A 12,999-nucleotide genomic window follows, 5' to 3' on the forward strand; every position below is an offset into this window, starting at 1 on the left:
AAGGAATGGACTGCACCTGACTGACAGTCAGGCATGCCCCGGTCATCGCATTGCTGCGTTTACTCGGCTCAGGATCTCGCGGCGCTGGTCTCGTCAGCCAGTGCAGCCTCCACCCGCCCACCGGTAACGGTGCTCAGGGGGCCAGATCATGAGATGCCCATGCTCCCGGTCGTAAAGAGCCGCCAGTCCCGCGTTAGTGGACAACCTCACAGGTCGCAGGGGCCTTGATCCCTGATAACACTCAACATTCTTGGCGGGATGACGTGGGGAAAGTTTTAAAAATTTTGGCTTCGAGAGGAGTTCGATCATGGCGCTGGTGGGCAGACGAGATGGGCGCAATTTTGGCTATGGGCGACAGCTGAGCTACGCCGGGCCACAGGCGTTGCGCGATCTGTTTGGCGGCGGGCATTACGGCACGGTGAAGGCGCACAGTGATCGGTGGCGGACGTTTGTACGCTGGTGTCGTTCGGAGGATGGACCAGGGTTCAACGATGCGCGGCGGATTGATCGGCAGACTTTGCGGGGCTACGCCGGGTATCTGCGTCAGCAAGTTGAACAAGGGGCTATCGGCATTGCCACCGCGCAAAACCGGTTGTCCAGCGTGAACCGAACCATAGCGGCGCTTCGCGGTGATCAGTCTGTGAAAGTGCCTAGTCCGAGCAAGGCGCTGGGAATGCGGCGCACGAGTGTTCGTCATTCGGTGCCACAAGGCCAAGACCGCGAACACGTGAAGCAGATCGTCGAGGTACTCTGCGAACACCAAATGCCTCGCGCGGCGGCCATCGCTCAGTTGGCGCGAGCCACCGGCATGCGCTTACGCGAGGCCATTTTGGCCGACCTACCGCGCTTAAAACGTGAGGCAGAACACTACGGCAAGATCAACATCCAGGATGGCACCAAAGGGGGCCGCTCAAGTGCCTCGGCTCCTCGCTGGATCAGGGTGGATGATCATATTCGCAAAGCGCTAAGATTCGCCGAACAGGTCTCACCCGGTGGCAGTCACAACCTGCTTGCGCCGAACGAAAGCTACCTCGATTTCTTGCAGAGAATCGTCGGCCCCGCACGGGACATCCTCCATAAGAACAACCTCAAAGCCTTCCATGAATTGCGGGCAGCCTATGCATGCGAACGTTACGAGCAAATCACCCATCATCCCGCGCCTATCAACTGTGGCCATTGCTATCAGCTCAACCGACACCTCGATCAGGAGGCTCGAGTACAAATCAGCTATGAGCTGGGGCACGGCCGTATCGGCGTGGTATCGGCTTACATTGGTGGTCGAGCATGAACACGGCATTCGATATGGAGCTGTTCCTGGCGGGCGTCTTGACCGGGTCACACACCACACGCCACCGCCACCTGCGTCAGGCGAAGACTATCCAAACAGCGATCGCTGAGCGCTGGCAATGCGACAATCCATGGACTTGGCAGAGAAAACACCTTGCCTGGTTTTTGAATCACTATCTAAACCAGCACACTGAATCGACGCGCTATTATTTACTGATCATGCAATTACTCACTCATCGTCTAGGAAAATCCTGGCAGTTCCCCCCCTAAGCGAAGGTCAGAAAACGGCCGATTCTGTTGAAAAAGTCGGTTTTCTCAAACTGCCGAGAAATTGATCGGTGAAAACGCCTTTTAGCACGCTGCTACGTGAAATTTCAGTCAGTATGCCTCTGCGAAAATTCTGGACTTCAATTTCAGGCGCTTACTTTTTTGCCATGGAAACTAAGGCCGACTTTTTCAACAGAATCGGCCATAAGCAGCCGATCGGATATGCCTACTAAATTAGGGACGATTCAGTCCAGTTTTCGTTGCCCCCCCCCAGTTTGCCTCAGGCTTTCAGGAGGCGAATTCTAAACTCAACCCCATTTTCGACATTTAAAGCAGAGATCTTACCCTGCATGCTCACGACATAGCTGCGCACCATGTTAAGTCCCTGCCCCAAGTTATTCCCCGGGCCTGTTCTTAGGGAGACGCCATAATTGAATATTTCCTCTAATTTATTTTCTGGTATAGGGGGACCTTGATTGGCCACCGTGATTGAGACGTGCGCATTCTCCACACCGACGGATAGCACAATGGGCGTACCTGGAACCCTAAAATCATTGGCATTATTTATAACAGCATCTAACACCGACTCCAGCATATCCCCGTTTGCCAGGGCATATACCGAATCACCAGAACCATCATATACAATCTCTCCTATATGATGAGACTCACTGGCATTCACTAGATACTCTGTAATGTTCTCGCTAGTGGTATTTGCAGGTAAACTTGCAAAAATATCCTTCGGATGACGTTTGAGCCCAGCGTCCCCAACATCGCTATCAGCATAAGCTCCGGAGAGAGTTTCCAACGCAAACGAAATCCGGTCTATATCCCTCCGGTCAGCATCCCGCGCATCGGGATGCCTCGATATGAGGCTCTGTAGCGGCGACCGGATCTCGTGTCCAAGCGACAGCATAAGCTCCCTCTCTCTATTCGCCTTCTCTGTCGAGACTTCATTCGCTGACGTTAGAGCTTGATGAAGTTCCTGGATATTCTCCCAAAGAACGCCAATCTCACTTTTGCTTGAGCTTATGGAGTAAGGCGGATCCGTTCGGTCTTTCTCGTTGAACTTTTCTCGCATAAAAAGCGTATTCTTTCTGACCTTGTATAGTGGCGACAGAATAAAAATTTGTAGATAGACCAAAACAGCTACTAAGAGCGCAAATAGTACGAAAGCGAAAGCAATACTGGCACCAGCGGCCTCTCTCCACCCCGTCAGCACACTCGATGCGTCCCCTTGTATGCTGACAGTTGCCCCACCATCAATGACTGACTCCTTGGTGACTACCGGAGAGGAAACAAGAAAATTAATAAGCCAGTTGGTAACCTTGGCATAGAGCTCTTGGAACATTCCCTTTTCCGCCTCCGCATAGCCAGTAGCAGCGGAACGAACAGAGTACACCTCACCGGTCTTAGATTTAAAAGACAACTGCTCTCCCCGCGACAAATATCGGCGCGCATTATCAAGGGAAAATATTGGATCAGGCTGAAATTTGGTTGAGTCAAATATTTTTTCTTTCGCCCCTGCACCAGGTCGATGCAAGGAGACCGTTACTCTCGTCTCGTAGATATCCTCTGGTGGCCAGGGACGACTTGAGTCTTTGTTCGCGAGATATGCATCATCCAAGAACGAAGGCAACGGGATCTGAAAAATGAATTCAAAATCGCCCGAAGAGTCGCCCGAGTTTGCGGTCTTGAGCACTCGGCCTCTAATTTCAGGCTCCCTGGCATATGCTAAGTTCTTGGACTTTCCAGTCTTGAAACCCGTGAGGCTCCAAGCCTCGGAGAGATAGGGTACCGGCGCCTTCAGGTTTCTCAACAAGGGATCGAAGGTTATGGTGTAGTCGTCCCCCTTCCCCGCGAACTAATGGACACAACAAATCTATGACCAGTTTCTGGATTATCCACATATCTCGGCGATACCAGTGTATCACTCGTGGAGAATGAACCGCGAATATAGGCTATTGCACCTGGCTCTTTATTATTCAGCACACCGACACAGACTCGATTTCTACTGGATGAGTCCAGAGAGTAGCTACAGCTTGGAAGCGCCTTAAGCTCGTCCGCATGGCCAGGCGTCACAGACACGTATTCGATGGGTAGAATATACGGAGGTATCCCTTGCGCACCAGCGGAAGGGGCGCTGATATTCAAAAGGGAAACACGCCCATCAAGCGAATCATACTCGTACGCAATTCGCTCAATAGTCCTGACGACATGTGCTTCATACTGAGAGGCAATAGAATTGAAGCTTAAGTCCAATGCAAACTTAGTACCTACCGAAACCACAACGAAAATGAGAAAAACAGCCCCATAGATAGATATGCGAATTTTGGCCTTGGCAAGATTAAGACGAAGCCTTGCAAGATCAAAAACTATTCCTGCCATCTTGCGCCCTTCATTCGCACCACATCTATACTCCCGTCCGCGTTCACCTCCTGCAAGGCCATTCGTATAGTTCGGAAGTGCTGCTGAAGCCCTTGGGGATTACGCCCACTCTTAACAAAGCAATACATATCATCATAAGCCACGACCGCACCCTGAGCGTTATATATCTTTTGAAGAATCATTTTCGCTGTATGAGGTATATTTAGCGCCTTATTCTTATAGTAAGCCTTGCCGGTCTCCTGACTTATATAGAAATCTGTAGCAGTATCACTTGATTCCTGCCTGGATTTAGACGCTCGATGCAAAACGCGGAGCGCCGAATCAATAAATTCTACAGGCTCAGTTACCGGCTTAACCAAGTAGTCCCAAACATCCAGCTCCAGCATAATTGACTTATAAACCAAATGATCCAACCCCGACACAACAATAACAGGACTATTGAAACCCTTACTATTAACCTTAACTATACCGAATCCTGCATTTCTATCTGGAGCCAACTCAATATCCAGCACAATCAGAGAGTAATTGTTTTTTACGATAGCTTTTTCAGCTGATTCCCGATCAAGGAACTGATCAACTTCCACATTTTCAGCTAGCTGCCTGCAATAACCCGCCAGCGAATCGTTAACTTCTTGGACATCTTCGATCACGGCAATTTTGTACATAGACCTATCCTCACTCTAATACCGATATGATTTTCCTTTGCAGGCCCTAGCGCAAGAGTCTCCGCATGAGGAAATCCTCACGTTCACCTGCTTTTCATCACACACCGCAGCGTTTACCGCGCTGTCGATGAGACGCCTCACTTTCATGATCAAAGCTATCCGCTAACCGCGTTTTTTCCTCACGGTTGCTCGCGTAGATTCCTTCCCATGACTCTGATCGTCACCAGAAGGAATTGTTCATGTCTCGTGAAAGCTTTCAAATTCTCGCGCTATCCGGCGGTGGATACCGGGGCCTCTATACCGCAACGATCTTGGCTGAGATTGAGCGTGAGCTGGGCGGCCCCATAGCTCGGCATTTCGACCTCATTGCAGGTACCTCTATCGGTGGAATTCTGGCCCTAGCGATTGCCAACGAAATTCCCGCCAGCAATCTGGTGGAGATGTTTGTGAAGAAAGGCCGGGATATCTTCAAACCTAGAACCCGCATGCCCATTTTCAAGTCGTCCTTCAGTAGCGAGGAACTGAAGACGGTCATATCAGCTGAAGACATGCTGGGGGAGCGGCTGCTGGGTGACGCCCTGCATCCCGTCATCATTCCCACAATCAACTACTCAACGGGTAAACCCGTTCTATTCAAGACACCTCACAACGAGAATTTCCGCCGCGACCATCTCCTCAAGATGGTAGACATCGGGCTAGCCACCAGTGCTGCCCCCACCTATTTCCCGCGCCATTTCTTTCAACACAGTCAGTACGTCGACGGAGGTCTCTTCGCAAACGCCCCTGGCCTGCTGGCTGTCCATGAGGCCGAAACGTTCCTTGGGGCTGACGTTTCCCAATTGAAGCTTCTTTCTATTGGCACGATGTCCTCCAAATTCACTGTGAACCCTAAAAATAACCGTAATGGCGGCGCGGTCGACTGGGGTGGAGGCAACCCATTCAAGGCTGCTCAGCGCCTCTTCGGCCTGTCGATCTCGGTTCAGGAATCTCTGTGCGATTTCATGCTGATGCACAAGCTAGGAGAACGGTACACCCACGTTGATGAGGATCTGACAGACGATCGCTCAAAAGCCGTCGCATTGGATAAGGCCGACAAGAATGCACAGGAGGTGCTGCGTGGTGCTGGACTGGAGAAAGCCAAGAGCTGCCTGGGCGACCCAAAATTCATGAGCTTGTTTGCTCACAAAGCGGCAAGACCGAAATTCTTTTACGGCGCACATTCTCAATCTCAGGAGGAATGCCATGCTTAATCTCACCAAGATCTTCTACTCTTCCATTGCGAATACTGAGCATTTGCATGGCGCACTCCTTCCGAACGATGAGCAACGGGCCTTTCTGCGGTACTGTAGGACGAAAATCAAAGACTACTTAAAGCCTGCCATTGCGGCGGCCACAGTCCACGTACTGGGTATGCAAAAACAGGTGAAGCCCCGCTTTCGCACGCAAGGCTCTTGGGCCTATAGCACGTGCATTCAACCTGCACACACGCTCGACCAAGAAATGGATCTCGACTACGGTGTATACCTCCCGGTAGATGTCTGGCAGGAGAACGGCCCGCCGGCAGAGATGGCGAAGGCCTACTTTGACTTGGTCGAATCGCTGCTACAGATACTCTGTCTTCAGGAGGGGTGGACGCTTGTTACGGGCAACGATGCGAAAGACACCTGCATCCGCATCGATGTTGCAAGCTGGGCACACATAGACCTCCCTTTGTACGCAGCCCCGGCCGCGGACTTTGAGAAAGTGGTAGAGAAAACTGCCATGCTGAAGGCAGAAGCCAGGGCGATGGACTCTGCTAGCTTCGACATGATGTGTGAATCGATGGAGTCGATGGACTTAGTCTATGCCAATGCCCAAACCTGGGATGACCTTGATCAAATCATGATGGCATCGAGAACCGGGAAGTGGATCGCTTCAGACCCTGAAAGCGTTGCCAAGTGGTTCCGTGATCAGATCACGCGGTTTGGCGAGCTGGGGGAGCAATTCCTCCGGGTCTGTCGCTATATGAAAGCGTGGAGGGACTTCAACTGGAAGAGTGGCGGCCCCACCTCTGTTTCGTTGATGATTGCCATTGCCCAGGGCTTCGAAGGCAAAAGAGGTCGCGACGACATTGCCCTGGAGCAGGCCGCTGCGGTAGTTGCCAAAGCGGTGCGCGGTGATATCTATGAGCATGGCATAGATGAGAATGCGGAAGACTTCAACAGGCTCAAGCACGACAAACGTATCGAAGCCGGGCATGCTGCTGATCGCCTTGTAACAAGCCTACGTAGTTCAAGAAGCACCTCATCTCATCAAGGTTCAAACGCGCTTCATTCACTACGCGCGGTACTCGGCGATCGCATTCCCTTCTCCCCTGAGTTGATTCAAGAGGAGGCCCCGGCAAACATAGTGCGCAGTGCCGCACCTGCCATCGTCGCGACCCCCTACGTTCCTAACACTTCGGCAGGCTGACATGGACGCCAAACGAGTTGGGGATGTTCTTCGGTTAATGCACGACCTGAACTTTCGTGCATTGCCCATCAAGGGTGGTTGCCGGCGTTTTGTTGGGGACCTCGCCTGCAATGCAGGTGAGGTCAGCATTGAGTTGAGCCTTTCAGACTGGGACTTCATCGACTACCCCAAGATCCGTATCTTGGGGCAGCCGCACTTCTTACCGAAACGGATGGCCCATCATGTGACCGATGGCTCGTTCTGCTACATGGCCAAAGGAGAAGTCATCCTCGATCGTTACAACCCCGATAGCTCCATTCTGCGTTGCCTAAATCAAGCCACCGGGCTACTCAACGACCTCATTGCTAACCCTGCAAGAAACTTCAGTGACTTCCAAGCAGAGTTCCAGGCGTACTGGACGACTCCAAGCAAAGGCACAGTCGTGAATGTGGGCGTCGGCAACATGTCAGCCGCGTCCCGTTCAGCATCGGTTTACTCCCTTGTACCTGGGGAACGACTCCGAAGGGTTATCTCCACTGACGCCGACTCCACCTCCAAGATGGCTTCGGCGTGGGGAGAGCAAGCCGACGAAGAAACCAAGTCTCACTGCTGGATCTTTCGAAGCGTTGCTCAACCGCCAGTCACGGATGCTCTCCCCTGGACAATCAAACAAACACTCCGGTGGCTGAAGGAATGGGATCTCTCTCTTTACAAAAGTTGCCAAGCAGCCATCGAGACTGACAAGAAATTCTTAGACATCGGATTCGCTTACTTCTTGATTGACTGCCCAGCCGGTTGGGTGGGATTCAAATTCTCCATCGACTCGACGATCCGCAAAAGGCTCGCCCTTTCGCGTGGAGGCAAGTACCGAGGAAAAGCACTATTTCAGTTTCTGCTCACGTATGGCGGAGGTGAAAAAATTAGCAGGCTGCGAGTACAGGATCTCAGTCATAGCTTCATCGGTTCAAGAAACCTGACATCATCACTGGGGGCAGCTTTGTCCGGGAAAAAGGTGGCATTGATTGGCTGCGGCGCCATAGGCGGCTACTTGGCCCAGGCACTCATACGTATGGGAGCCGGCCACGGAGAAGGCAAGCTAGAGCTATTCGACCCACAGATTCTCATGCCTGAAAACCTAGGCAGGCATGCGCTCGGCTTCAAGTATCTTTTCAAAAGCAAGGCGGAGGCCCTGAAAGATGAGGCTCATCTGCAGCTACCAGGCATCAATATCGAGGCTCATAATCTCGACATGCGCTCGCCAAACTCCTTGAAGGACTTTGACCTAGTCGTGAACGCGACAGGCGAGGAATCTGTTGCCGAGATGCTGAACGAAGCCCAAATCAACGCAAAATACAGCTTTCCACCGATCCTCCATGCCTGGATCAAAGGCAATGGAGAAACCGTTCAAGCTTTATGGACTGATAGCCACGAGTTTGGTTGCTTCAGATGCCTGCGATCCAACGGTGAGGAAAGCCATATGCAGGAACGATTCCGTGTGCTCAAAGAAGATCCTGAGAAGTCATACAGAGCCTGCCAACACTACACACCGTACGCAGTGTCCGCCCCAATTTCTGCAGTAGCGTTAGCGACAGACTTGATTGTCGACTGGTTAAGGTCAGATGACCCAAGCCCCCGCTTCAGAACAAGATCAGTCGAAACAGCCGATGTCTTTAAGGTTAAAAACCAGAACATCAGGCCGCTAGATGGCTGTCCCGCATGCGCAACGAAATAATATTTTCTTGGCCAGACGGTTCCGGACGGTACGTTCTGATCGAAGAGCATGTGTGGGAATTTCTCTTCTCGCATGCACAGACAAAATCCAACACGACTGAAGCTGGAGGCATCCTTTTGGGCCACAGAGCCGGCGACCACATTCACGTAATCTCGGCAACCGGCCCCCTCTCGAACGACAAGAGAACAAGACTTAGCTTCGACCGCCTGGATACTGGCCATCAAAAAGCTGCACATCATGCTTGGGCAAGTAGCGGAGGTACTGTCGACTATGTGGGAGATTGGCATACGCACCCGCAGAGCATCCCCACGCCCTCAACCAAAGACTATGTGGAGTGGAAGAAGCTGAAAAAGGCACTACCGAGCTCGCACTTATTCGCCATCGTAGGTTCGTCAGGTAATAGCTTCTGGCTTGGTTGCGGAGCGAACCTGCAAGAGATTCTTCCACTAACTAGGGTCTGAATCCAACCTAGCTTTGTGGATACCCTCAAGCGTCAGCGGCAGTTTGTAAACCAATGCGGGCCAGTCCGCTTTTGGTCGACTGCGGCCCTCGTGGCTGGCAGCAATCGACTGTGGATGCACCCTCCTCCCTGCGTCCTTCCACCATGCGCAACTCCCTACCGAGGTCAGTAATCCCCCTGCTACGCTGAAAATTTCACGGAGGATTGCACAATGCCAAACTCAGACTTACTCCCTTCCCTGCTATTTAAACCAGCTCGCCCTAGAGGCCGTCATCATGGAGCTGTCGAACTGGGTAGAGATGCGCGGATCGGCGGACATCGCCGACAATGTTCGGGGCGCCCTGGACACGATCGATCGAAACGAGGAGTTCATCAAGATAACGCTTGCTGTGCTCATGACTCCCGACTAATCGCGAAAGTTCGCCATGTGTCGGTTCGGCATTTTTTTGGCAGACCAGGGAGCCTATCCGTAACCAGTTCCTTGTAGATATTATTCACAGCTCGTCGGAAATCGGATGGAGAAATCCGATCAAGCGTCCATCCACACCAGTCCTTACTTGAAACAGGTAGGGTGTACACTTCGCGGTACAACGTGGAAGTGTACACATGCAAAAAACTATGTTAATTATATAGTTATGCTATTATTCGAGTCTCCCTCGGGCACCATCTTAAAGAAAGACCTTGAATTTCAAGGTCTTTTTTTTCGTCTGCAAAAAAGTAAAAAACTGTCGCCAGGGGCCGCATAACCACTCAGAAGGCAAGATCAAGCGAAACCCACCCCCGAGATAGTTACAAACCTTAAAAGCCAGTGAGCGCGCTTAGGAACCGCGAGAGTCTTGTGATGACATAGCCTCCCCTTCTCCCCCTATCAGCACACATAAGCAAACGAGCGAACCTTGACTTGAATATGGTCAACCTCACCTACCGTATTGCCGTGGTATGAAGTCAGGTATCCGAGTCGGAACCAGGTTACCAACAGGGCAAGCATGGCTTCTTCAATCAGTTTATCGTCGTACTTCATGATCGCTGCTCCGCTCGTTCTTTGAATTCAAAGTAAACCCTGCCGACCATCAAGATGGACAGCACGTTGCGATACCGGCGAGCCGTTCCAGGACAATAAAGCTTCGCAATCCTCAACCGAAGACGCTGTCGGCAGCCACGCATATTTTGCGCCTCGACAAACTTGCGTCGCGCATGTGCCCAACAGCCTAAACGTTCGACACCGGATTACACACCCAAGGCGTTATCGGTCATCAGGTAGCCACGATAGCTTTCGAGCAAGCGCTACGGAACCTCATGCGCCCGGTTAGTCGAGTAGTCAAACACGATAACGGGCTGATTCGGCCGCCCGTTGGCTTGCATCCACATCCAGGATTGGCTGGTCGGCTCTCGACCCAGTTCTATCATCACCTGGACCCGCGTTTCGTCACAGTGGATCACCCAGCGCGCCGAGGTTTGGCGTGGAATATCGACGCCGTGGCGACACAGCACTTCGTTCATGTTTTGCGCGAGCGAACATTTGCGAACTTTTCGACCGCCCAAAACAAAACCCCATCTGCTTTCGCAAATGGGGTTCTGGAATTTAATCTTGACGATGACCTACTCTCACATGGGGAAACCCCACACTACCATCGGCGATGCATCGTTTCACTACTGAGTTCGGGATGGGATCAGGTGGTTCCAATGCTCTATGGTCGTCAAGAAATTCGGGTACTGAGTCGCGGCCTGTTGGCCTCGCTTCAGCAAATTGGGTATGTGATAGCTTTCGGTGTCTTGTGAGCGTCGAACTTTCGGTTCATCTCGTCTTCACACACCGCAATCTGGCCTTTCGACGCAAATTGCTTGGGTGTTATATGGTCAAGCCTCACGGGCAATTAGTATTGGTTAGCTCAACGCCTCACAGCGCTTACACACCCAACCTATCAACGTCGTAGTCTTCGACGGCCCTTCAGGGAACTCAAGGTTCCAGTGAGATCTCATCTTGAGGCTAGTTTCCCGCTTAGATGCTTTCAGCGGTTATCTATTCCGAACATAGCTACCCGGCAATGCCACTGGCGTGACAACCGGAACACCAGAGGTTCGTCCACTCCGGTCCTCTCGTACTAGGAGCAGCCCCTCTCAAATCTCAAACGTCCACGGCAGATAGGGACCGAACTGTCTCACGACGTTCTAAACCCAGCTCGCGTACCACTTTAAATGGCGAACAGCCATACCCTTGGGACCGGCTTCAGCCCCAGGATGTGATGAGCCGACATCGAGGTGCCAAACACCGCCGTCGATATGAACTCTTGGGCGGTATCAGCCTGTTATCCCCGGAGTACCTTTTATCCGTTGAGCGATGGCCCTTCCATACAGAACCACCGGATCACTAAGACCTACTTTCGTACCTGCTCGACGTGTCTGTCTCGCAGTCAAGCGCGCTTTTGCCTTTATACTCTACGACCGATTTCCGACCGGTCTGAGCGCACCTTCGTACTCCTCCGTTACTCTTTAGGAGGAGACCGCCCCAGTCAAACTACCCACCATACACTGTCCTCGATCCGGATAACGGACCTGAGTTAGAACCTCAAAGTTGCCAGGGTGGTATTTCAAGGTTGGCTCCACGCAGACTGGCGTCCACGCTTCAAAGCCTCCCACCTATCCTACACAAGCAAATTCAAAGTCCAGTGCAAAGCTATAGTAAAGGTTCACGGGGTCTTTCCGTCTAGCCGCGGATACACTGCATCTTCACAGCGATTTCAATTTCACTGAGTCTCGGGTGGAGACAGCGCCGCCATCGTTACGCCATTCGTGCAGGTCGGAACTTACCCGACAAGGAATTTCGCTACCTTAGGACCGTTATAGTTACGGCCGCCGTTTACCGGGGCTTCGATCAAGAGCTTCGCGTTAGCTAACCCCATCAATTAACCTTCCGGCACCGGGCAGGCGTCACACCCTATACGTCCACTTTCGTGTTTGCAGAGTGCTGTGTTTTTAATAAACAGTCGCAGCGGCCTGGTATCTTCGACCGGCATGAGCTTACGGAGCAAGTCCTTCACCCTCACCGGCGCACCTTCTCCCGAAGTTACGGTGCCATTTTGCCTAGTTCCTTCACCCGAGTTCTCTCAAGCGCCTTGGTATTCTCTACCCAACCACCTGTGTCGGTTTGGGGTACGGTTCCTGGTTACCTGAAGCTTAGAAGCTTTTCTTGGAAGCATGGCATCAACCACTTCGCTAACTAAAAGTTAGCTCGTCATCAGCTCTCGGCCTTAAGATCCCGGATTTACCTAAGATCTCAGCCTACCACCTTAAACTTGGACAACCAACGCCAAGCTGGCCTAGCCTTCTCCGTCCCTCCATCGCAATAACCAGAAGTACAGGAATATTAACCTGTTTTCCATCGACTACGCTTTTCAGCCTCGCCTTAGGGACCGACTAACCCTGCGTCGATTAACGTTGCGCAGGAAACCTTGGTCTTTCGGCGTGGGTGTTTTTCACACCCATTGTCGTTACTCATGTCAGCATTCGCACTTCTGATACCTCCAGCAAGCTTCTCAACTCACCTTCACAGGCTTACAGAACGCTCCTCTACCGCATCACTTACGTGATACCCGTAGCTTCGGTGTATGGTTTGAGCCCCGTTACATCTTCCGCGCAGGCCGACTCGACTAGTGAGCTATTACGCTTTCTTTAAAGGGTGGCTGCTTCTAAGCCAACCTCCTAGCTGTCTAAGCCTTCCCACATCGTTTCCCACTTAACCATAACTTTGGGACCTTAGCTGACGGTCTGGGTTG

The 12,999-nt window shown here is 52.0% G+C and carries 9 protein-coding genes, 2 rRNA genes and 2 pseudogenes (1 of these 13 only partly in view); 7 read left to right on the forward strand and 6 right to left on the reverse strand.

Translation table 11 applies throughout. The features are described from left to right. Positions 1–307: 307 nt before the first annotated feature. The gene (locus tag AB3G88_RS23110) at positions 308–1,288 is read left to right on the forward strand and encodes an integrase domain-containing protein (protein ID WP_480451811.1); all 981 of its coding nucleotides are present in this window, start codon (positions 308–310) and stop codon (positions 1,286–1,288) included. Beyond that, on the forward strand, positions 1,285–1,557 hold the full coding sequence (locus AB3G88_RS23115; RefSeq protein ID WP_480451813.1) for a hypothetical protein: 273 nt from the start codon (positions 1,285–1,287) through the stop codon (positions 1,555–1,557). Before AB3G88_RS23110 ends, AB3G88_RS23115 begins: the two co-directional genes overlap by 4 nt. 277 nt (positions 1,558–1,834) lie before the next feature. On the opposite strand, the gene AB3G88_RS23120 is transcribed toward AB3G88_RS23115, so the two are convergent. Both AB3G88_RS23120 and AB3G88_RS23125 read right to left on the reverse strand, forming a co-directional pair. After that, positions 1,835–3,253, reverse strand: coding sequence for a sensor histidine kinase (locus AB3G88_RS23120; RefSeq protein ID WP_480451815.1), 1,419 nt, complete (start codon positions 3,251–3,253; stop codon positions 1,835–1,837). 673 nt (positions 3,254–3,926) lie between these two features. After that, on the reverse strand, positions 3,927–4,604 hold the full coding sequence (locus tag AB3G88_RS23125) for a response regulator transcription factor (RefSeq protein WP_480451817.1): 678 nt from the start codon (positions 4,602–4,604) through the stop codon (positions 3,927–3,929). 239 nt (positions 4,605–4,843) lie between these two features. Here AB3G88_RS23125 and AB3G88_RS23130 point away from each other — a divergent pair, with 239 nt between their 5' ends. The 5 genes and pseudogenes from AB3G88_RS23130 to AB3G88_RS23150 all read left to right on the forward strand — a co-directional run bounded on the left by AB3G88_RS23130 (position 4,844) and on the right by AB3G88_RS23150 (position 9,636). Then, a complete protein-coding gene (locus AB3G88_RS23130; protein ID WP_480451819.1) occupies positions 4,844–5,854 on the forward strand; it encodes a CBASS cGAMP-activated phospholipase in 1,011 nt (336 codons plus the stop codon). After that, positions 5,847–7,055, forward strand: a complete 1,209-nt coding sequence (locus AB3G88_RS23135; RefSeq protein WP_458556561.1) for a CBASS cGAMP synthase — start codon at positions 5,847–5,849, stop codon at positions 7,053–7,055. Before AB3G88_RS23130 ends, AB3G88_RS23135 begins: the two co-directional genes overlap by 8 nt. A 1-nt stretch (position 7,056) precedes the next feature. Further along, positions 7,057–8,766 carry a ThiF family adenylyltransferase gene (locus AB3G88_RS23140; RefSeq protein ID WP_480451822.1) on the forward strand — a complete coding sequence of 570 codons (1,710 nt, stop codon included), beginning with the start codon at positions 7,057–7,059 and terminating at the stop codon, positions 8,764–8,766. Further along, positions 8,751–9,227 (forward strand): Mov34/MPN/PAD-1 family protein, encoded by a 477-nt coding sequence (locus AB3G88_RS23145; RefSeq protein WP_480451824.1) that lies wholly within the window; start codon positions 8,751–8,753, stop codon positions 9,225–9,227. The genes AB3G88_RS23140 and AB3G88_RS23145 overlap by 16 nt, the downstream gene beginning before the upstream one ends. A gap of 210 nt (positions 9,228–9,437) precedes the next feature. Beyond that, positions 9,438–9,636: pseudogene (locus AB3G88_RS23150) on the forward strand (hypothetical protein). A 458-nt stretch (positions 9,637–10,094) separates the two neighbouring features. Here the strand turns inward: AB3G88_RS23150 and AB3G88_RS23155 are convergent. From AB3G88_RS23155 to AB3G88_RS23170, 4 genes and pseudogenes are all read right to left on the reverse strand, one after another. Next, complete coding sequence (locus AB3G88_RS23155) at positions 10,095–10,247, reverse strand: hypothetical protein (protein ID WP_158235039.1); 153 nt, start codon at positions 10,245–10,247, stop codon at positions 10,095–10,097. Beyond that, positions 10,244–10,717: pseudogene (locus AB3G88_RS23160) on the reverse strand (IS66 family transposase); the annotation flags it as partial. The pseudogene AB3G88_RS23160 and the gene AB3G88_RS23155, both read right to left, overlap by 4 nt. Positions 10,718–10,812: 95 nt before the next feature. Next, positions 10,813–10,928, reverse strand: a 5S ribosomal RNA gene (rrf, locus tag AB3G88_RS23165). A gap of 151 nt (positions 10,929–11,079) precedes the next feature. Further along, a 23S ribosomal RNA gene (locus tag AB3G88_RS23170) occupies positions 11,080–12,999 on the reverse strand; it runs 972 nt beyond the window's last position.

The organism is Pseudomonas arvensis (assembly GCF_056688935.1).